This window comes from Gottfriedia endophytica (genome assembly GCF_017814275.1).
Taxonomy (GTDB): domain Bacteria; phylum Bacillota; class Bacilli; order Bacillales; family Bacillaceae_G; genus Gottfriedia; species Gottfriedia endophytica.
In genome coordinates, this window is sequence record NZ_JAGIYQ010000004.1 from 76,095 (window position 1) to 95,986 (window position 19,892).

The 19,892-nt window shown below is 33.6% G+C and carries 20 protein-coding genes; 10 read left to right on the forward strand and 10 right to left on the reverse strand.

The features are described from left to right. Nucleotides 1-102 precede the first annotated feature (102 nt). Nucleotides 103-444 carry a zinc ribbon domain-containing protein YjdM gene (locus J5Y03_RS07065; protein ID WP_209404018.1) on the forward strand — a complete coding sequence of 114 codons (342 nt, stop codon included), beginning with the start codon at nt 103-105 and terminating at the stop codon, nt 442-444. A 74-nt stretch (nt 445-518) separates the two neighbouring features. On the opposite strand, the gene nagE is transcribed toward J5Y03_RS07065, so the two are convergent. Next, a complete protein-coding gene (nagE, locus tag J5Y03_RS07070; RefSeq protein ID WP_209404020.1) occupies nt 519-2,411 on the reverse strand; it encodes an N-acetylglucosamine-specific PTS transporter subunit IIBC in 1,893 nt (630 codons plus the stop codon). A gap of 237 nt (nt 2,412-2,648) precedes the next feature. Here nagE and nagA point away from each other — a divergent pair, with 237 nt between their 5' ends. From nagA to J5Y03_RS07100, 6 genes are all read left to right on the forward strand, one after another. Further along, entirely contained in the window at nt 2,649-3,848 is a 1,200-nt protein-coding gene (nagA, locus tag J5Y03_RS07075) for an N-acetylglucosamine-6-phosphate deacetylase (protein WP_209404022.1), read from the forward strand. Then, the gene (gene nagB, locus J5Y03_RS07080; RefSeq protein ID WP_209404024.1) at nt 3,845-4,582 is read left to right on the forward strand and encodes a glucosamine-6-phosphate deaminase; all 738 of its coding nucleotides are present in this window, start codon (nt 3,845-3,847) and stop codon (nt 4,580-4,582) included. The genes nagA and nagB overlap by 4 nt, the downstream gene beginning before the upstream one ends. A 74-nt stretch (nt 4,583-4,656) precedes the next feature. After that, nucleotides 4,657-5,379 (forward strand): GntR family transcriptional regulator, encoded by a 723-nt coding sequence (locus J5Y03_RS07085; protein ID WP_209404026.1) that lies wholly within the window; start codon nt 4,657-4,659, stop codon nt 5,377-5,379. A 27-nt stretch (nt 5,380-5,406) separates the two neighbouring features. Next, a complete protein-coding gene (locus J5Y03_RS07090; RefSeq protein ID WP_209404028.1) occupies nt 5,407-6,144 on the forward strand; it encodes an SIS domain-containing protein in 738 nt (245 codons plus the stop codon). 278 nt (nt 6,145-6,422) lie between these two features. Next, the gene (locus J5Y03_RS07095; protein ID WP_209404030.1) at nt 6,423-7,637 is read left to right on the forward strand and encodes a sensor histidine kinase; all 1,215 of its coding nucleotides are present in this window, start codon (nt 6,423-6,425) and stop codon (nt 7,635-7,637) included. Between the two features lie 199 nt (nt 7,638-7,836). Beyond that, on the forward strand, nt 7,837-8,205 hold the full coding sequence (locus J5Y03_RS07100; protein ID WP_209404032.1) for an HsmA family protein: 369 nt from the start codon (nt 7,837-7,839) through the stop codon (nt 8,203-8,205). 60 nt (nt 8,206-8,265) lie between these two features. Here the strand turns inward: J5Y03_RS07100 and J5Y03_RS07105 are convergent, their stop codons facing one another. The 8 genes from J5Y03_RS07105 to J5Y03_RS07140 form a co-directional block, all read right to left on the reverse strand. Then, nucleotides 8,266-8,682 (reverse strand): CBS domain-containing protein, encoded by a 417-nt coding sequence (locus tag J5Y03_RS07105; RefSeq protein WP_209404513.1) that lies wholly within the window; start codon nt 8,680-8,682, stop codon nt 8,266-8,268. 210 nt (nt 8,683-8,892) lie between these two features. Further along, nucleotides 8,893-9,393: a preQ(1) synthase gene (gene queF, locus J5Y03_RS07110; RefSeq protein ID WP_209404034.1), complete on the reverse strand. Its 501-nt coding sequence runs from the start codon at nt 9,391-9,393 to the stop codon at nt 8,893-8,895. Between the two features lie 3 nt (nt 9,394-9,396). Then, a complete protein-coding gene (gene queE / locus J5Y03_RS07115) occupies nt 9,397-10,113 on the reverse strand; it encodes a 7-carboxy-7-deazaguanine synthase QueE (protein WP_209404036.1) in 717 nt (238 codons plus the stop codon). Continuing rightward, entirely contained in the window at nt 10,106-10,582 is a 477-nt protein-coding gene (queD, locus tag J5Y03_RS07120; RefSeq protein ID WP_209404038.1) for a 6-carboxytetrahydropterin synthase QueD, read from the reverse strand. The genes queE and queD overlap by 8 nt, the downstream gene beginning before the upstream one ends. Beyond that, complete coding sequence (gene queC / locus J5Y03_RS07125; RefSeq protein WP_209404040.1) at nt 10,575-11,243, reverse strand: 7-cyano-7-deazaguanine synthase QueC; 669 nt, start codon at nt 11,241-11,243, stop codon at nt 10,575-10,577. Before queC ends, queD begins: the two co-directional genes overlap by 8 nt. Before the next feature lie 304 nt (nt 11,244-11,547). Next, nucleotides 11,548-11,925: a VOC family protein gene (locus J5Y03_RS07130; RefSeq protein WP_209404042.1), complete on the reverse strand. Its 378-nt coding sequence runs from the start codon at nt 11,923-11,925 to the stop codon at nt 11,548-11,550. A gap of 156 nt (nt 11,926-12,081) precedes the next feature. Further along, nucleotides 12,082-13,023: a Gfo/Idh/MocA family protein gene (locus tag J5Y03_RS07135; RefSeq protein ID WP_209404044.1), complete on the reverse strand. Its 942-nt coding sequence runs from the start codon at nt 13,021-13,023 to the stop codon at nt 12,082-12,084. A gap of 134 nt (nt 13,024-13,157) precedes the next feature. After that, nucleotides 13,158-14,093: an aldo/keto reductase gene (locus J5Y03_RS07140; protein WP_209404046.1), complete on the reverse strand. Its 936-nt coding sequence runs from the start codon at nt 14,091-14,093 to the stop codon at nt 13,158-13,160. A 268-nt stretch (nt 14,094-14,361) separates the two neighbouring features. On the opposite strand from J5Y03_RS07140, the gene J5Y03_RS07145 reads away from it, so the two are divergent. Next, nucleotides 14,362-15,567 carry an MFS transporter gene (locus J5Y03_RS07145; RefSeq protein ID WP_209404048.1) on the forward strand — a complete coding sequence of 402 codons (1,206 nt, stop codon included), beginning with the start codon at nt 14,362-14,364 and terminating at the stop codon, nt 15,565-15,567. A gap of 98 nt (nt 15,568-15,665) precedes the next feature. Here J5Y03_RS07145 and pepT read toward each other — a convergent pair whose 3' ends face one another. Beyond that, nucleotides 15,666-16,898, reverse strand: a complete 1,233-nt coding sequence (gene pepT / locus J5Y03_RS07150; RefSeq protein ID WP_209404050.1) for a peptidase T — start codon at nt 16,896-16,898, stop codon at nt 15,666-15,668. 400 nt (nt 16,899-17,298) lie between these two features. Here pepT and J5Y03_RS07155 point away from each other — a divergent pair, with 400 nt between their 5' ends. Together J5Y03_RS07155 and J5Y03_RS07160 are read left to right on the forward strand one after the other, a co-directional pair. Then, a complete protein-coding gene (locus J5Y03_RS07155; RefSeq protein WP_209404052.1) occupies nt 17,299-18,825 on the forward strand; it encodes a DUF6056 family protein in 1,527 nt (508 codons plus the stop codon). A gap of 572 nt (nt 18,826-19,397) precedes the next feature. Then, on the forward strand, nt 19,398-19,859 hold the full coding sequence (locus J5Y03_RS07160) for a hypothetical protein (RefSeq protein ID WP_209404054.1): 462 nt from the start codon (nt 19,398-19,400) through the stop codon (nt 19,857-19,859). Nucleotides 19,860-19,892 lie beyond the last annotated feature (33 nt).

A 19,892-nucleotide genomic window follows, 5' to 3' on the forward strand; every position in this document is an offset into this window, starting at 1 on the left:
CCATATAAGGAATATGCTATATATTTTTGTCGATTTAGATAGTAAAAGGAAATTGAAAATTATTCTATGTCGAACTAACAAGAACAAATGGAGGAAATACGAATGTCAAATTTACCAAATTGCCCAAAATGTAATTCAGAATACACTTATGAAGATGGAAGTCTTTTTGTATGTCCAGAATGTGGCCATGAGTGGGCTTTAGGAGCGGAAACAGAAACAAGCGAAGAAACTAAAGTAATCAAGGATGCAAACGGAAATATATTAAATGATGGTGATACAATTACCGTAATCAAAGACCTTAAAGTAAGAGGAAGTTCATCGGTCTTAAAAATGGGTACTAGAGTAAAAAATATTCGTTTAGTAGATGGGGACCATGATATTGATTGTAAAATTGATGGCTTTGGGGCTATGAAATTAAAATCTGAATTTGTTAAAAAGATATAAGCACATTTTTATATTAAAGAAGAACTCCAACCTAAACTGATTAATGTTCAGGTTGGAGTTTTTCTTTTAGTTTATTACTGAATAGATAGTATCCCGCTTTGACCTTGAGATGCTTGTCCATTTTTCTTAATATCTAGTTTAGATAAATTAGTGAAGATCACAGGTGTTACAGTTGAAGGAGCCGAGTTCTTAATGAAATCAAGATCGAACTTCAAGATTTCTTGTCCTTTTGTAACACGTGCACCTTCTGGGGCAAGAACTGTAAAACCTTCTCCTTTTAAATGAACAGTGTCTAATCCAATATGAATCAGAATCTCATATCCTTGATCCGATTTAATGCCAATTGCGTGCTTTGTTGGGAAGACGCCTGTAATAGTACCATCAACTGGAGAAACAACTGAACCACCTGATGGAATAACTCCGAAGCCATCACCCATCATCTTTTGTGAGAAGATTTGATCTGGTACTTCTTCAAGAGGGATGATTTCACCTTCGATTGGCATGACAAAGTCTTTTTCAGTTAGTGGTAATAGAGTATTAGTATTTGTTTCTGTTACAGTACTTTCTTCATTTCCATTTAGTTTTCCGACGTTCATATCAACCTTCTTCATCGCATCTGCGACAAATTCTACTGCAGTTCCTACAACAATTTGTAGGTTTGTTTTGTCTAGTTTGATGACACCTCTAGCACCGTGCGTTTTCAGGGCAGAATCATTTACTTTTTCCATATCCTTCACATTTAATCGAAGGCGAGTTGTACAGTTGTCAATTGTTGAGATGTTTTCTCTGCCACCAATATCACGTACAAAATGGTAAGCCATTGTTTCGTATTTATTGTCTCCTACTACTTCTTTGGCATTTACATCTTCAACAGTTTCCTCATCGTCTTCACGACCAGGTGTTTTTAAATTGAATGCCTTAATAACTGTATAGAACACTACGAAGTAAATTACTCCATAAAATAATCCTACTACAAGTAATAAAAGTGGTTTTTGTGCGATATTGAAGTTTAATAAATAATCAATTGCTCCAGCAGAGAAGGTAAATCCGTCTCTAATACCGAGCAATGAGGTAATTAGCATTGATAAACCTGTTAGAATCGCATGAATCAAATACAAGAAAGGTGCGATAAACATAAATGAGAATTCAATCGGTTCAGTAATCCCTGTTAAGAAAGATGTTAAGGCTAGTCCCATAAACATACCAAAAGTTTCTTTTTTCTTTTCAGGTTTTGCTGTTGCGATGATTGCAAAAGCTGCTGCTGGAAGACCGAGCATCATAATAGGGAAGAAACCTGTCATGTATGCTCCAGCGTGTGGATCACCTGCAAAGAAGCGAGCAATGTCACCTGTTTTTCCAGCAAATGAGCCAAATTGGAACCAGAATAAACTGTTTAGAACGTGGTGAAGACCTAATGGAATAAGTAGACGGTTTAAAAATCCGAAAATCCCTGATCCGACTGCTCCTAGTCCAATAATCCAGTTACCAACACCGTTGATTCCATCTTGAATAGTTGGCCAAACATAGCCCGCGATTCCTGCCAAAATAACCATTGCAACAGAGGTAACAATTGGAACAAAACGTTTTCCACTAAAGAAAGCAAGCCATTCAGGGAGCTTTATATTATGATAGCGGTTGTATAATAATCCGGCAATAATCCCGGCTAGAATTCCTCCCAGTACGCCCATATTAATATTTTTATCAATTGCTTGTGTACCTTGAGTTAGAACTAAATAACCGATGGCACCGGAAAGAGCAGCTGCACCATTGTTGTCTTTTGAGAAGCCAATCGCAACACCAATTGCGAAAATTAAAGCTAAGTTAGAAAAGATTGCGTCTCCTGCATTCGCAATGAAAGGAATGTTTAGTAAGTCAGGTTGTCCAAAACGAAGTAACAATCCTGCTGCAGGTAAAACGGCAATCGGTAACATAAGTGCTTTACCAATACGTTGTAAAAATCCAAGCATCATTTTTCTCTCCTTTTTGTAAATTATGAAAGCGCTTTTCCTTGGGCTTAATATAACACTAAGTAAATATAGATGTCTATACCAATTTAAACCAAAAATAATAAAATAATAGAATATTAACTGGGATTATAAGGGGCATTAAAAAATATAGATACTTTCGGATGGGTGTATTGGTATAGACAACTAGATAATTTAGGTGCTAAGATTAAGCTAAGAAACCGAAAGGAAGTTATGAAAATGATTTCGAATAGTCATCAAATTTTAATTAGAGGAATGAGAATTTATTCAGAAAATCAAATCATTGAAAGCGGTTATATAAAGATAGAAAATCAAAAAATTACGGAATTTGGAACGATAGAGAATCTTAAAAGTGAGGAAGGATTTGAAGTTTTTGAAGTGCCATCTCACTTTCATGCTATTCCTGGTTTGATTGATGTTCATATACATGGGGTAAACGGGGCAGATACGATGGATGCGACAGAGGAAGCTCTAAGCATTATGGCAACTGCTTTACCAAAGGAAGGTACAACAAGTTTCTTGGCTACAACAATTACGCAAGAAGCTAGTGAAGTAGAACGAGCAATTGTTAATGCTGGAGAATATATTCAAAAGCAATCATCACAAGGCAAAGCAGAGGTACTTGGTATCCATTTAGAAGGACCGTTTGTAAACAAGAAAATGGCAGGCGCGCAGCCGATTGAGCATATTATTGATCCGGACCTTGACTTGTTTAAGAAATGGCAAGAGAAAGCAATTGGGAATATTCGATTAGTGACGATCGCACCTGAACAACCAGGCGGGCTCGAAATGATTCGTTATTTAAAGGAGAATGGAGTGATTGCTTCCATTGGACATACCAATGCAACATATGAGCAGGTAAGTGAATCAATTGAAGCAGGTGCAAACCATGTAACACATCTATATAACCAAATGCGTGGTTTACATCACCGTGAGCCTGGGGTTGTTGGTGCAGCTTTTTTACGTGATGAGTTAAAAGCAGAAATCATTGCAGATGGGATACATGTTTGTTCTGAAATGGTTAAGCTGGCATATCACCAGAAACAAAGTGATGGCTTAATTTTGATTACAGATTCTATGAGAGCAAAATGCTTAAAGAACGGAAAGTACGATCTGGGTGGTCAAGAGGTAACAGTTGCAGAAGGCAAAGCAGTTCTTAAAGACGGTACGCTTGCAGGCAGTACTCTAAGATTAGGACATGCGCTTAAGAATATGATGGCGTTTACTGGGTGCCCTCTTAAAGAAGCAATTGAGATGGCCTCAGCAAACCCGGCTAAACAACTAGATATTTATGATCGTAAAGGAAGTATAGCGGTTAACAAGGATGCAGATATCGTTATTCTAAATGATGAAATGGAAGTTATCATGACATTTTGTCGTGGAGAACTTGCTTTTCATAAGGAGGAGAATGAAGAATGAAAATTGTTGAAGTGAAAGACTATAAACAAATGAGCCATATAGCAGCAGAATATATTATTCGTAAGGTAAGTGAAAATCCAAGTATCAATTTAGGTTTAGCAACTGGTGGAACGCCAATTGGAATGTATAAAAATTTAATTCAAGATCATCATTTAAATGGTACATCCTATCAAAAGGTGACTACTTTTAATTTAGATGAATATATCGGTTTGTCAGGTACGAACGAAAACAGCTATCGTTACTATATGAATGAAAATTTATTTAATCATATTGATGTTCAAAAAGGAAAAACATTTATACCTCATGGAGATGTACAGGATTTTGAAGCAGAGTGTAGGCGATATGAAGAGTTAATTGAAACAAATGGTGGGATTGACCTGCAAATTCTTGGGATTGGAAATAATGGGCATATTGGCTTCAATGAGCCGGGTACATCTTTTAATTCCAAAACACATTTGGTTGATCTAAAGTCTTCAACAATTGAGGCAAATGCAAGATTTTTCAATCGAATTGAGGAGGTACCAACACAAGCGGTAACGATGGGGATTTCAAGTATAATGAAAAGTAAAGAAATCATCCTTTTAATATCCGGTGAGGCAAAGAAAGAAGCATTACATCAGCTTTTATGTAGTGAAGCCACTGAAAGTTTTCCTGCCTCTGTGTTGAGAAATCATCCATGTGTTACAATTATTGCAGATGAAGCAGCAGTTTCAGGTGCAAAGCTCTATTGCTAATAAGATAACACTTTATGTTTAGGGTTTTAGAAGTGTAATTGCTGAGTTTAAGCAGAAAGGTGTCCGTAAAGAGAATGATTAATAAGAAATCCCCAATTCCACTTTATTATCAACTTGAGGAACACATTAAAGAGTTGATTGAAGAAGGCGAATTAAAGCCTGGTGATGCTCTTCCACCAGAAAGAGAGTATGCTGAGAAATATCAAATTAGCCGAATGACAGTTAGACAAGCATTCACACAACTCGTTAATAATGGTTATCTATACCGTATACAAGGAAAAGGTACGTTTGTAGCGGATAGAAGAATTGAACAAGCACTTCAAGGATTAACAAGTTTTACGGAAGATATGAAGGCAAGGGGACTGAAGCCAGATAGTCAATTAATCGTTTTTGAAATCATTCCTGCCACCATTCAAATTGCTAATCAATTATCGATTACTGAGTATAGTCCAGTTTATGAAATTAAACGAGTTCGGTTAGCTGATGGTGTTCCGATGGCGATTGAGACAAACTATATTTCAGCAAATCTAATTAAGGGACTAACAGAAGAAATTGTAAATCAATCCTTATATGGCTATATTGAAGGACAATTAAATCTACAAATTGATAATGCCTCACAAGTGATTGAGTCATCTGTTGCCAGTCAGAGCGAAGCAAAACTTTTAAATATTAATAAAGGTGCTCCGGTTATGCTAATCCAAAGAAATACGTATCTTAAGGATAGAACCCCTGTTGAGTTTGTAAAATCAGTATACCGTGCTGATCGATATAAATTTATGATTCAAATGAAAAGATGAAATCAATCGAATAATGGAGATACTACTATGTACAGTCTTTATTTTCAAAAATTAAAAGATTTATTCGATATTATAGAAAAGAATGAGGCCAGTCATATTTCATTGGCTGCCGAAAAAGTAGCACATTGTATTAGGCAAGATGGGATCATTCATGTCTTTGGTTGTGGGCATTCTCATATGCTTGGGGAAGAGCTATTCTACCGGGCGGGAGGACTTGTACCGATCCATCCAATCTTTTTTGAAGACTTGATGCTGCATAAAGGTGCTTTACGATCATCTCAATTGGAAAAGCAAAATGATTTTGCACATGTCGTTATGGAAAATGTTCAAATTAAGCCGAACGATATACTTCTTGTTGTTTCAACATCTGGAAGAAACCCTGTTCCAATTGATGTAGCTGAAATTGCGAAAGAACGCGGTGCTTATGTTATTGCGATTACATCTGTCGTTTATCGTGAAAGTGTTACGTCAAGGCATAAACAGGGGAAGTTTCTAGCTGATGTAGCTGATTTGGTGATTGATAATCATATCGCTGTCGGTGATGCTTTAATGGAGCACCCAGATTCTCCTGTCTCATTTGGGTCAGGTTCAACGATTGTTGGCATGATGATCGTAAATGGGATGATGGTAGAAGCCACTAACATGATGATTGAACATAATTTTATCCCGCCTATTTTTAGAAGCAGTAACGCATATGATGGAGAGGGTCATAACAGCCAATTGATTAATAAGTATAAGAAAAGAATTCCGTTATTGGATAACTGAATAGACATTGAATATAGAAACAAGAAGATGAAGTTCTAAGGATAGTATTTCTTCATTCTCTTGTTTTTTATTTTTGTAGTTTCATGAAAAAGAATCTGTGACTCTGCGGAAAACGGATTATCGATATCCGTAAGGGGGACCGAGCATATTACCTTCTTTAGATTTGAATAAATCAAAAGCTAAAATTTTGAAAAATTATGCAATTTGAATAAGTAACACCTTTTTTTATTGCCTGAAACAAGTATAATTAGATACAGAAATAATAAAGGTGTGAATAAATGAAAGAATTTAATCAGTATTTTAAGCAAAGGTTATATTATGTATCCGCCCTATTCTTTATTGCATTTATGACAACTGGTGTAATAGTTGCTTATTCTCGTTTTCCAACATTTAATGTTGGTTATACTTTACATATCGTATTAGTGGTACTTTTATCATTTTGTTTACTGATCTATCCTAGATTTGAAACACATGTTTTAAAAGTAATAATCATCTTAATTGGGACTGCTTATTCCTATAATCTATTCTTTTTATACCCTGAAACCTTGTATACTATTATATTTATCTGCTTTATACCAGCCATTTCCATTCTGTTTTTTGACTCAAGCTTATTTTATTTTTGTTTATTATTTAACGGGTTGTGCATGACGGTTACATTTTCTTACGTAAGTCTGTTCGACACCCAAGGAAAGTTCCTCCATATAAAATCTGACTTAATAGGAAATATAATTGACTTTATCGGAAGCCAAATTATTTTATATCTAATCTATTCTATTACTTTAAATCGAATTAAAAAGTTGCAGTTGTATTATGAACAAATACAACAAACAGAGCGATTAAAAACAACTGGACAACTTGCCGCTGCTGTTGCTCATGAAATTAGAAATCCACTAACGGTGGTTAAAGGTTTTTTACAATTCTATGAAAATGATCAATCTTTTGAGCCTGATGTAAAAAGAAATTTTTCATTGATGGTTGATGAGTTAGATTCAGCGGAATATGTAATTTCGCAGTTTTTAACGGTGGCAAAACCAGATAAAAATAAAATAGTAGAGATAGTGGATGTGAAAGTGACTATTCAAAGTGTGAAGGATTTAATTAAGTCTTATGGGCTTTTGCATGACAATAATATTGACTTAAGTATTCAAGATGACTTATTTATAGATATTAACAGTATAGAGTTTAAACAATTGCTCATAAACCTTGTAAAAAATGCAATTGAAGCTTCTGACACAGGTGATTCAGTTTTGATTCGTGCAAAAAAGAAAAAAGATTTTGTTGAAATACAAATAACTGATCAAGGCTATGGTATGTCTGAGGAAGAAATAAAATCTCTTGGCACTCCTTTCTACTCCTTAAAGTGCAAAGGAACTGGCCTAGGACTGATGATTTGCTTTAATATTGTTGAAAAATATGAAGGAAAAATACAATTTAATAGCACCAGAGGAAAAGGAACGACGGTTACAATTCGATTTCCCGTTCATTTAGAATAATTAATTCTTTCAACAGTCTTGATAAGGCTGTTTTTTTATTGTATAGGAAATAAATATTATACCCAAAGTATACAATTGAATAACTATAAAAATGTCGAAAAATAGCTCAAGTGTAATATCGTGTTCATCATTTGTTCACCATTCCTATATAAAATAAAGTCATCAAAGGAAATAAACAAAATTATTAGGAGGAACAACGATGTTAGTATATGCCATTATATTTATTACGTTAGCACTTATTTTTTATACAATTGGAGTATGGAGTGAAAAAATCCAAGGAGTATTGAAGCTTTGGCACGTTCTAATCTTTTGGTTAGGGCTAGTATGTGATACTGTTGGAACAAATATTATGGGTAAAATCGCTAAAACAGGGTTTGAATTTAGTTTCCATGGAATAACAGGATTATTAGCAATATTATTAATGTTATTTCACGCAGTGTGGGCAACAATTGTTCTAGTTAAAAAAGATAGCAAAATGATAAAAAGCTTCCACAAATTTAGTATTATGGTATGGATTATTTGGTTAATTCCTTATATTTCAGGCTTAATTTATGGAATGACAAGATAATGAATAAAATAACAAAAGAGGATGAGGCGAATGGGACTCATCCTCTTTTCCATCTAATGATTATTGAAAATCATTTTGGGAAATTTGGGTTAATGCTTCACCAGCACTTTCATTAGAAAGCTCATGCGTTGAAAGATCTCCTAGAGAAACCATTCCAACTAAGTTACCGTTTTCTACTACAGGTAATCTGCGGATTTGATGTTGAGACATTAAAGCAGATGCTTCTTCGAGACTAGCATCAGCGTTAATAGTCACAATGTTATTAGACATTACTTGTGATGCATTATCTACTCCATCGTGTCCAATTCCTCTTAATGCTAAGTCACGATCCGTTACCATCCCAACTACTTGACCATTATCTACAACTGGAATGGCACCTACATTTAATGATTCCATTTTACTTGATATTGTTTGTAAAGAATCTTGTCCTGAGCATGTTTCTACATTGCTTGACATTACATCTCTTACTTGCATTATGAAAACACCTCCTTTCACAATTAACAAAGATATTATTTGGGAAAATCAGATTAAATATGCAAAAACGACAAAATTATCATGCGTCTTACTAAATTCATTTTTTAATCCCTGATAAACTTACTAATAAGAAACTTAACTGTTTGAAGTGTGACAATATGATTAACATTAAAAAAAGTACGCTGTAATTTTTACAACGTACTTTTTGTTTTATTATCGATTATCAATTTTCTCTGGATATAAATCATGGTTCATCATACGATATTCAGCCATTTTTTCGTATTTTGTACCAGGTCGACCATAGTTGCAATATGGATCAATTGAAATACCACCACGAGGTGTGAACTTACCCCAAACTTCAATGTAACGAGGATCCATTAATTTAATTAAGTCGTCCATAATGATATTCATACAATCTTCATGGAAGTCACCATGATTACGGAAGCTAAATAAATATAGTTTTAAAGATTTACTTTCAACCATTTTTTGTTCTGGTATATAGCTAATATAGATTGTTGCAAAATCAGGTTGTCCAGTTTTAGGACAAAGTGATGTGAATTCCGGGCAATTAAATTTTACAAAATAATCTCTGTCAGGATGAGTATTATCAAATATCTCTAAAATTGACGGATCATATTCAAAGTTGTATTTTGCTTTGTTATTCCCTAGTAATGATACATCTTCTAAACTACCTTGTGATCTTCCTACTGCCATTATTTAAACCCCTCTCTTATTTCCCCATACATAAGCATGTAATTGAGGTAGAACTTTTACATTTTTAAAGACTGTTGATTTCATTACTTGATCAATTAGCCATTCGTAGCGTTTTAATAAATATTGTAATAATGATTCGTCATCTGCTTCTAGCCAACTATTTCCCACTTGTAGGTATAAAGGTAACTGCGGGAAACGTTGATGAACTATTTCTGCATAAGCTAAATCTTTTTCATCAAAGATAACAATTTTTAGGCATACTTTTGGATGGTTTTTCAGATGATCAATGATGTTTTCTAATATCGTAAAATCTGTGTCCATTCCGCTACTTGGTGGTTTCGGTGAAAGTGTTACTTCATCAATTAAAGGTAGCCAAGATTGCCATTTACTTCCTTGCGTTTCAAGAGCTAAAGTCATTCCTTTTTCCTTTAAAAAGTCAACAACAGGTCCTAAAGAAGGAAGAAGAGCAGGGTTTCCACCAGAAATTGTAATATGAGAGAACGTATCTCCACCTAGTTCATATAAAGTGTTCCAAATTTCTTCAGCTGTCATCCAATTGATATTTTGTTTTTCGGTACCATTCCAAGTGAAAGCTGAATCACACCAACTACATTGGTAATCACAACCAGCTGTACGAATAAACATCGTTTTTTGACCAATTGTCATCCCTTCACCTTGTACAGTTGGTCCAAATATTTCAAGTACGGGAACCTTATTCATGAATCATCCACTCCCGTCTTGCTTCTGCATAACTAGTAGGCGTTTCATATAAACGAACAAATTCAACACGTAAATCTTGTTCTGGATTCGTTTTTTCTGCCAATGCATTTTCCATTTGCTCATAAATCCAAACAACCATGTTTTCAGCAGTTGTGTTCATTGGAGGAAGCATTTCGTTTAAATAACGATGGTCTAAATAAATTTCAATTTTTTCTTTCCAAATCTGTTTAATGTCACCGAAATCAATCACAAGACCAATTTCATCGACAAAGCCACTAATTCCAAAGATCACTTTATATGTGTGACCGTGTAAATTTTTACATTTTCCTTCGTAGCAATGTAAATGATGGGCAGCATCAAAAGTGAATTCTTTATTTACTAATACACGTCTATGATGGTATTTTAAGTCTTTTTTCTGTATGTGTTCATCAATTTTATGCAGTCTTTCTACAATACGAAAATCAAACATCTTGAGAAGCCCCTCTCATTTCCAGATAGCGTTCTAATCCGGCACGACGAAGCTTACAAGCAGGACATTCTCCACATCCATCAGCAATGATTCCGTTGTAGCAAGTTAATGTTTTCGTTCTTACGAATTCAAATGCATTCAAGTCATCAGCCATTTTCCACGTTTCAGCCTTATCTAGCCACATAAGAGGTGTATGGATGACAAATGAATAATCCATTGATAAATTCAGCGTTACATTTAGTGATTTAATAAATACATCACGGCAATCTGGGTATCCGCTAAAGTCTGTCTCACAAACGCCTGTAACAAGGTGGCGAGCCCCTTTTTGTTTAGCTAATACAGCTGCAAAAGATAAGAATAATAAGTTGCGTCCATCAACAAATGTCGAAGGAAGCTCCCCTTCTTCTTGTGTAATTTCAATATCTGATCTTGTTAAAGCATTTGGCGCAAGCTGATTTAACAAGGACATATCTAGAATAGTATGAGGTATATTAAGTTCTTTACATATATCTGAAGCAACATCTAATTCTAATTTGTGACGTTGATTATAATTAAAAGTAACTGCTTCTACTTCTTTAAATTGTTGCATTGCCCAAAATAGGCAGGTAGTACTATCCTGACCACCACTAAATACAACAATTGCTTTTTCGTTTTTTAACATTTTTTTCTCTCCTTTACCTGTTTAAAAAGAAGAGCGCATCCCTAATAACAAAAATAAAACAATACGGACAATATTGTTTTTTCCTTATTTTTTGTAGAGGGAGGTTGCGACCTCTACCATAAGTATTGACTTATGGATTTTTATTTAATTAAAATACAATCGAAATTATTCGATAAGAGCACAAATATTATTATAATCGTTTAAACAAAAAAGAACAAAAATTTTTCTAGTAAAATAACAATTTTGGAAAAAATATCAAATAAAAAAAGATACCAATTTAGAATTGATATCTTTACGTAACTAGTTAAATTTGTACTTCACTCATTAATGCATGAATATTTTCTTCTGAGTCTTTGAAAAACGTCATCCAAGTTTCTGTATTGCCCATTTTTGCTACAATATGAGGCTCATCAATAAATAAAACACCTTTGGATTTTAATTCTTCATATTTTTCTTTAATATTTTCTACTTGAAAATAGATAACGGAACTTGAATGAGCAAACTCTTCTTTTTCAGGCAGGCTAAGAAGTAGACGAACACCATTACATTCAAAGAATGCCATGTTGTCTGTATTAAATAGGAGTTGTAATCCTATTAAGTCTTTGTAAAAGCTAATCGCGCTTTCTAAATCTTTTATAGGTAACCCAATTTGTCCAATTTTTTGTATTGAATTTGGTTTCATAAAATTCCTCTCCCTTTATCTGATTTAATAAAATTGATTACTTTGTTCGTGCAGAATAAAGTTTACTGAGTCTTTTTTTCTCATAAAGTCCTCTCCAAATGAAATTCAATAAAGATAAAAAGAAAGCACAATAGCGAACCATTGTGCCTCACTAAACTAATTTCTTAAGTTTTCTAGAACAACTTGAGCTTCATAACCTGCATAGAAATCTATGATGTTAGCATCTTCACCTTTGATTGCTCTTACAAGGTGATCAACAAGCGAATAAGATAAAGATGGATCTGCTTCAATTGTTTGAATAGGTTCTCCTACTTTTCCGCCTTCAAGATCAGCCCAGTTTAATAGGGACAATGTGCCTTCTGTTCCGTAAGCTGTGAATTTAATTTCTTCCTTTCCAGCAATTCCGCTTAATCCATCAATTACGATCGGTGTTCCATCTTCCAATTCCATTTGAGCAATTATTCCGATCTCACATGCTGCTTTATCTTCAGAATATTGAAGAGAACGGTTTAAGACATTAATTGGCCCAAATATTTTTTGGATTTGTTGGATGTAATGTACGCCAACTTCCAGTACAAATCCACCCTGTTCTTTGCTTGCAATCCATTCGTTATGCTGCCAAGGGCGTGGCCATTCGGGGAAATGCATTTTTAGCTCAACACGTCTTACATCTCCTATGTATCCAGTTTGGATTAGATGAGCGAATGTGTTGCTACCTTCCTTATAATTTAAAGGGAAATTCATTGCATGAAGAATTCCTTTTTCTTTTGCATGTGTATATAAACTTTTCGCTTCTTCAACTGAGTTTGCGAGAGGCTTTTCACATAAAACGTGCTTACCTTTTGCGATGACATCAGAAACTACTTGATGATGAAACTTTGGAGGTACCGCAACATACACTAAGTCCAATTCTACTTCCTCAAGCATTTGAACGTAGTTTGAAAAAGTTAATACATCTTTTAATTCAGTAGACACTTCTTGAAGTCGTTCTTCTACCCGATCACAAACGGAAACAATCGTTACATCAGAATGTTCATTAAAATTTTTAATCAGACGCTGCCCAATCGCACCAAGTCCAATAACACCAACTTTTATCATGAGGAAACCACCTTTCAATTCAATAAACTGATAATTAATTATATTAAGAAAAATAAACTTATTAAAGTGCTTTATTTCACTTTTAAGCACATATAAATAATTTCATTTTTTCATAGATTCCTATAGAAGAGATATTAGCTTTTAAAGATTTGATTAATTTTTTCAATCTCATCAATACTTAAATGGACATCTATTGTTTTTAAGTTATTTAATACTTGATCAGGTCTTTTTGCACCTGGAATTAATACATCAATGGAATTTTGAGTTAAGTACCAAGCAAGAACAACATGAGCAACTTCAGCATTTTTATTGTAGGCAATGTCTCGAACTTGTTCTACTTTTTCTAAGTTACGAATAAAAGTTTCTCCTTGGAATAAAGGTCTCTTTGCCCTTCCATCTTGGAATGTTGTATCTTTTGTGTATTTTCCGCCTAATAGGCCTGCCGCAAGTGGAAAATAAGGGACGAATGAAATGTTATTTTCTGAGGTATAAGGTAATAGATCTTTTTCAGCCTCTCGTTTAAATAAGTTATATTCGGATTGTAGGACATCTACATAGCCATTTTTATTTGCTTGAGTTAATTGTTCAATAGAGAAGTTAGATACGCCAATTGCTCTAATTTTTCCTTGATCTTTTAATTCCTTTAGTGCACCAACAGCTTCGTCTTTTGGTGTATTTTGATCAGGGAAATGAATATAAAATAAATCAATATAATCGGTCTGAAGGCGTTTTAAGCTACCTTCTACAGCCTCTTTTAAAAAACGAGGTGAATTATCTAACTCAATTTTCCCATTCGCAAACTTATGAGCACCTTTCGTTGCGACGATAGCTTCTTCTCGGTTGCCCATTTCTTTGATGACTTCTCCAATTAGTTCTTCTGAACGTTCTGGACCATAAATAAATGCAGTATCTAAAAAGTTAATTCCATTTTCTAAAGCAGTACGAACGATTTCTCTTCCTGTCTCATCACTAAGATTTGGATAAATGTTATGTCCACCAACAGCATTTGTGCCTAAACCAAGAGGATTTACGTATAAATCAGTTCTACCAATTTGAACTTTTTTAGCCATTTATTATTGTCATCTCCTTTTTTCAACCTCGCTAATATCATATCAAAGTACGAGATGTGAAAGAAAATAGTTAGCTTAACTATTTGAATATTATTAAAATTATTTATGTTTAGTGGAGCAATAGTGTGGTTGTATTAGCTTAGTTACTATAATTGCTCAAACTGAAGACTGAAATATCTAAAAAAAGCTGTCAAAAGTTAAAAGATGATTGTATACTTTTTGGGGCAAAATAATTTTGTGAGTCTAGTATGTGATCAAGGAGAGTTACATGAAAAAGAAGGAAGAGATTTCATATAGGAAGTTGCTTGGAATTTCAGGTCTGGGCTGGATGTTCGATGCACTAGACGTAGGTATGCTGTCTTTTATCATTGCAGCTTTAAAGGTTGATTGGAATTTATCAGTGCAACAAATGGGTTGGATTGGAAGCGTTAACTCGATTGGAATGGCAGTCGGTGCATTTGTTTTTGGAATATTAGCTGATCGTATTGGAAGGAAAAATGTTTTTATTATTACGTTATTGTTATTTTCTTTGGGGAGCGGCGCTTCAGCATTTTCAACGACCTTATTTATGTTTTTGTTCTTACGATTTTTCGTTGGTATGGGACTTGGAGGAGAACTACCTGTTGCTTCTACCCTTGTTTCTGAAAGCGTTCCGGCTGAAAAGCGAGGAAGAGTCGTAATCTTATTAGAGAGCTTTTGGGCAATCGGATGGATTGTTTCTGCTTTAATTTCTTATTTTATCATACCGAAATATGGTTGGGAAAAGGCATTATTGCTAGTGATGATTCCAGCACTTTATGCACTCTACCTACGCTTTAATTTACCAGATTCACCGCAATTTCAGTCCGTACATAAAAAAGAAAGACTGTCCGTTTTACAAAGCATTAAACAAGTGTGGTCTAAACAATACATACGTCCAACAACCATGCTTTGGATCGTTTGGTTTTGTGTTGTATTTTCTTATTATGGAATGTTCTTATGGCTTCCAAGTGTTATGTTAATGAAAGGATTTAGTTTAATAAAAAGCTTTAAGTATGTATTAATAATGACACTCGCTCAACTACCGGGTTATTTTACAGCAGCTTGGTTAGTTGAAAAGATTGGAAGAAAGTTTGTTTTAGTTACTTATCTAATAGGTACAGGATTAAGTGCATATTTCTTTGGTTCAGCTGAATCACTGACACTTTTGCTATTAGCAGGAATGTTTCTTTCATTTTTCAACCTTGGAGCATGGGGAGCATTATATGCTTATACGCCTGAACAATATCCGACAGTCATTCGAGGGACTGGTAGTGGGATGGCTGCTTCCTTTGGGCGTATAGGTGGAATATTTGGACCTTTATTAGTTCCTTATCTGGAAGCTCAACATATTTCAATTATCTCGATCTTTACGATCTTCTGTATTGCCATTTTTATTGGAGCATTAGCAGTATTATTATTAGGAAAAGAAACAAAAAAAGTGGAACTGATATAAAAAGGATATTCTACTTCAGTCAAAAAACAATAAGCTAACCCTATTTTTTTAAGGGTTAGCTTATTGTTTTTAGACTTTTAATAGATTTAGTAAAAATATTATGCCTCAGCTTCAAATAATTTAATGATCTCAATCACAACTTGCGTAGCTTTGATCATATTGTCTACTGAAACATATTCATATTTACCGTGGTAATTTTCGCCACCTGTAAAAATGTTCGGTGTAGGTAATCCCATATAAGAGAGCTGGGAACCGTCTGTACCACCGCGGATTGGTTCGATGATTTGTTTAATATCTAAATTCTCCATTGCTTTGTAAGCGATATCAACAATTTCTTTAACTGGTTCGATTTTTTCTCCCATGTTGTAGTATTGATCGTTCATTTCTAAAATGATGTTGTCTTTACCATATTGCTCTTTAAGATCTAGGGCAATTTTTTCAAATGTTGCTTTTCTTGCTTCAAACTTTTCTTTATCAAAATCTCGAATAATATAATGAAGTTCTGTTTTTTCTACATCGCCATTCATTGAAATAAGATGATAGAATCCTTCGTATCCTTCAGTAAATTCTGGAGCTTCCTCTACAGGTAATTTACGATTAAATTCCATCGCAATTTTAGCTGAGTTTACCATTTTTCCTTTAGCTGTTCCTGGATGGACATTGCTTCCTTTAATTGTAATTGTTGCACCTGCAGCATTAAAACTTTCGTATTGAAGTTCACCAATCGGTCCGCCATCAACTGTATAAGCAAATTTTGCACCAAATGCATCAACATCGAATTTGTGAGGACCTCTTCCAATCTCTTCATCAGGTGTAAAAGCAACTCTAATTTTCCCATGTTTAATTTCTGGATGTTTAATTAAATAAGCCATTGCGGTCATAATTTCGGTAATTCCAGCTTTATTGTCAGCACCTAGAAGAGTTGTACCATCAGTAGTGACTAATGTGTGCCCTTTGTAATTATGTAGTGATGGGAATTTTTTAGGCGACATGATGACTTGTAACGTCTCATTTAAAACAATATCATTTCCACCATAATTCTCTATTAATTGTGGTTTAACGTTAGTACCAGTAAAATCTGTTGCTGTATCAACGTGAGCTAGAAATCCAATTGTTGGTACTTCCTTCTCGGTATTTGAAGGAAGAGTAGCCATAACGTAACCATTTTCATCGATTGTGACATCTTCCATGCCAATCATTTTTAATTCTTCAACTAGTTTATTTGCAAGAACTAATTGCCCAGGTGTAGATGGGCATGTGTTACTACTCGCATCAGATTGTGTGTCCACTTTAACATAAGATGTAAAACGTTCAATTATTTCATTTTTCAATTTCATTCAGCTCCTTTAAGTAGGTTGTTTTAATACTATCATGATAAATAAATTTTTACATAATTGGACGCCTTTGTTTATAAAATATTAATCCAATTTAAGTAAATCATAATCGAAAACTTCTTATAAATATTTTTCCTATGTATTATTCTATAATACGAAATGAGCGTAATTTAATGGTTAATTTCTTTCGTCATTTTTAGAATAATTCGTCTTTTTTGCAGAGAATTAATTTTTTGGAATAACTATGATGAATTGGTTATTAATCCCCCCATAACATAATAGACTTACAATGTTCTAGTATGTTAGACTGTTAAAGTTGTTCCAAAAAGAAAATTAAAAGCTTGTTTAAGATAATAATAGTGATTGAACTTGCATATAAGGAGGGGAACATTCATTTATGGAGACAAAAAATTTCTACAAAAATAAGTTATTCTTCAGTCTCTTTGTTTTGAGTGTTTTTGGTTTGTATTTTTATTTGGCGTACAATACTCCATTGACACATGATGATTGGACTTGGGGAAGTTCAGATGGAATCCATCGATTAAATAATTGGTTTGCGAATTATAATGGAAGATATATGGGGAATCTTTTTGAGTTATTTTTAACTCGTGTTTATTGGATCAGATTCTTTGTGATGTCTTTATTTGCAACAGTTTTAGTTATACTAGCAGCGAATCAATCGAAAAATAATTCTTATTTCAATTACATTTTAAGTTTAGTATTGTTCCTATGTGTACCTATTAATGTCATTAGCCAGACATACGCATGGATAGCAGGTTTTTCAAACTATATCACTTCAATTGTTTGTGTATTACTTTATTTAGCTATAATTAAAAATATTTTTGAAGATGATAAACCAGTTTATAAAACATGGATGATCATTGTAGTTATTCCATTAGGGATTATTACTGAGTTATTTATGGAGCATATAACACTATACACACTATGTATGGCACTAATTGTTATCGTTTTTACAGCTATAAAATTTAGAAAAGTATATGCGGTTCATGTAACTTACTTTATTTCGACTGTAATTGGCGCAATTATTATGTTCACTAATGGAGCATATATGGCAATTTTCAGTGGAAAAGACCAATATCGCTCAATTGGACAATCAGCCGTGGCTCATGAAAGTTTAGTTATGAAAATTTATCATACATTTACAAATGAGATGTATCCAATGCTATTTTCGAATAATGTTGTGTTGAATCTTCTAATAGCTACTTTCTGTATAATTTTAATTATAAAATACAAAAAGTCAGTTTCGATGTTTGGTAGTTTTATTAAAAATGGTCTATTAACTATTTTAGTAATCTATCCACTTTATAAACCAATTGTGGTCGATCGATTAAAAATGAGTGTTTTCAAAATTCATACAAATGATTTTGAAGCATTCTTTTCAGTGATTTTTTTCATAAGTGTTCTACTAACGATTTGGCTATATACAGACAATAAAAACTTTAAACAAAAAGCAAGTTTATATTGGTTATCAGCTATTGTTTTAGCTGCTCCACTAATATTTGTTCAACCATTTGGTCCAAGATGTTTTATTGCTCCATACACATTCTATGTAATGGTCACAATTCAATTAGGACAATATATTATAGAAAAAAAATACTTTAATTTATTCTCTTTAAACAAATTATTTACTATTTTTGCTCTGTTTGTATCAGCTTGCTACATTTATATTTTTACAATGAATGGAATGGTAGACCGTCAACGTATGGATTACATTCATCAGCAAGTTAATGCACATAAAGATGAAATTATGTTAGCAAAATTACCTTTTGAACAATTTTTATGGCATAGTACGCCAATCATTGATAGTTACCAATATCAAACGTTTAAAGAGTATTATCATATTCCTGAAAACACTAAATTAAAAGTGATTAGTTATAAAAGATGGGAAAAAATGAACAAGTAATTTTACCCTGTATAAAGTGATAAAAAGATAGATAAAGTAGATCATAATTCTGCTTTATCTATTTTTTTGGCTCTTTTCTAAAAGATTGTTGCTATTTCAGTATGTGTAAGTTGATTGGAACGTAGGGATGCTCGCTTTCCTAGGGGCGTGAGCTGAGCCTCCTCGTCGCATATGCTCCTGTGGGGTCTCAGCCTTCCCGCATCTCCCACAGGAGTCGAGCACCCTTCCGTTCCAATCAATTTTTGCTTTTAAATTACAAAACCTAAAAGCAACAATCTTAAAAAAAGAGCCTATTATTAATAATGACGCAAAATGACTGTCTATGTATAAGATAGTCATTTTTATTTCTAAAAGTTTTTTTGTTTTGAAACTATTGATAATAAAATTGATTGAAGTGTGTACCCTTACGTTCCAATCAATAGGTACACGAAAACAGCCTAATTTTTTTAGTAATTATCAAATTTGTCATTATTTTTTTATGTCTTTCTTCACTTACAAAGGATTTGGATGTGACATCAAAGAATAAATATAGAATAAAGGATAACTCATGAAAAAGATGGGGGAGAAAACACATGGAAAAAGTAAAAGTAACGATTAATATTGCCATAATGATAGAAGAGTTACGTAAACAAGGGGTAAGCACTGACGAAATACTTAGTCTATTACATAAAGGGGATCCAAAGAATTTTGATGAATATGGAAAAGGATTTCCTGATTGGGAATCATTTATAGGGTTTTATGAGAAAAATCAAGAGCACGCAGTAAAAGCAATAGAAGAGGGGTATTGTTTAACTTTCCTTACAAAAGGCTCACTTCAAACATTGTTACGTATCAAATTTGACTTACAACCAGAAAGTGACTATCAGGTTCATGAAAAATATTTAGATGAAATTAAAATGACAACGGAGAACTTCACATTATTGAAATCTCTTTTAGCACCTAATTGGGTCATTAATAAAGAATGCTTTGATCAAGAGAAAGGTGTTCATGTATTACGAATTGAATTAGTTCAGCATACAAAACAAGGTGTTTAATTAATAAAATTCTTTTACCTAAATACAAAGGGA

Excerpts from the sequence above, each read along its gene's own strand:
- J5Y03_RS07065 (WP_209404018.1), top strand. The coding sequence starts at position 103 with ATGTCAAATTTACCAAATTGCCCAAAATGTAATTCAGAATACACTTAT.
- nagE (WP_209404020.1), bottom strand. The coding sequence starts at position 2,411 with ATGCTTGGATTTTTACAACGTATTGGTAAAGCACTTATGTTACCGATT.
- nagA (WP_209404022.1), top strand. The coding sequence starts at position 2,649 with ATGATTTCGAATAGTCATCAAATTTTAATTAGAGGAATGAGAATTTAT.
- nagB (WP_209404024.1), top strand. The coding sequence starts at position 3,845 with ATGAAAATTGTTGAAGTGAAAGACTATAAACAAATGAGCCATATAGCA.
- J5Y03_RS07085 (WP_209404026.1), top strand. The coding sequence starts at position 4,657 with ATGATTAATAAGAAATCCCCAATTCCACTTTATTATCAACTTGAGGAA.
- J5Y03_RS07090 (WP_209404028.1), top strand. The coding sequence starts at position 5,407 with ATGTACAGTCTTTATTTTCAAAAATTAAAAGATTTATTCGATATTATA.
- J5Y03_RS07095 (WP_209404030.1), top strand. The coding sequence starts at position 6,423 with ATGAAAGAATTTAATCAGTATTTTAAGCAAAGGTTATATTATGTATCC.
- J5Y03_RS07100 (WP_209404032.1), top strand. The coding sequence starts at position 7,837 with ATGTTAGTATATGCCATTATATTTATTACGTTAGCACTTATTTTTTAT.
- queF (WP_209404034.1), bottom strand. The coding sequence starts at position 9,393 with ATGGCAGTAGGAAGATCACAAGGTAGTTTAGAAGATGTATCATTACTA.
- queE (WP_209404036.1), bottom strand. The coding sequence starts at position 10,113 with ATGAATAAGGTTCCCGTACTTGAAATATTTGGACCAACTGTACAAGGT.
- queD (WP_209404038.1), bottom strand. The coding sequence starts at position 10,582 with ATGTTTGATTTTCGTATTGTAGAAAGACTGCATAAAATTGATGAACAC.
- queC (WP_209404040.1), bottom strand. The coding sequence starts at position 11,243 with ATGTTAAAAAACGAAAAAGCAATTGTTGTATTTAGTGGTGGTCAGGAT.
- J5Y03_RS07130 (WP_209404042.1), bottom strand. The coding sequence starts at position 11,925 with ATGAAACCAAATTCAATACAAAAAATTGGACAAATTGGGTTACCTATA.
- J5Y03_RS07135 (WP_209404044.1), bottom strand. The coding sequence starts at position 13,023 with ATGATAAAAGTTGGTGTTATTGGACTTGGTGCGATTGGGCAGCGTCTG.
- J5Y03_RS07140 (WP_209404046.1), bottom strand. The coding sequence starts at position 14,093 with ATGGCTAAAAAAGTTCAAATTGGTAGAACTGATTTATACGTAAATCCT.
- J5Y03_RS07145 (WP_209404048.1), top strand. The coding sequence starts at position 14,362 with ATGAAAAAGAAGGAAGAGATTTCATATAGGAAGTTGCTTGGAATTTCA.
- J5Y03_RS07155 (WP_209404052.1), top strand. The coding sequence starts at position 17,299 with ATGGAGACAAAAAATTTCTACAAAAATAAGTTATTCTTCAGTCTCTTT.
- J5Y03_RS07160 (WP_209404054.1), top strand. The coding sequence starts at position 19,398 with ATGGAAAAAGTAAAAGTAACGATTAATATTGCCATAATGATAGAAGAG.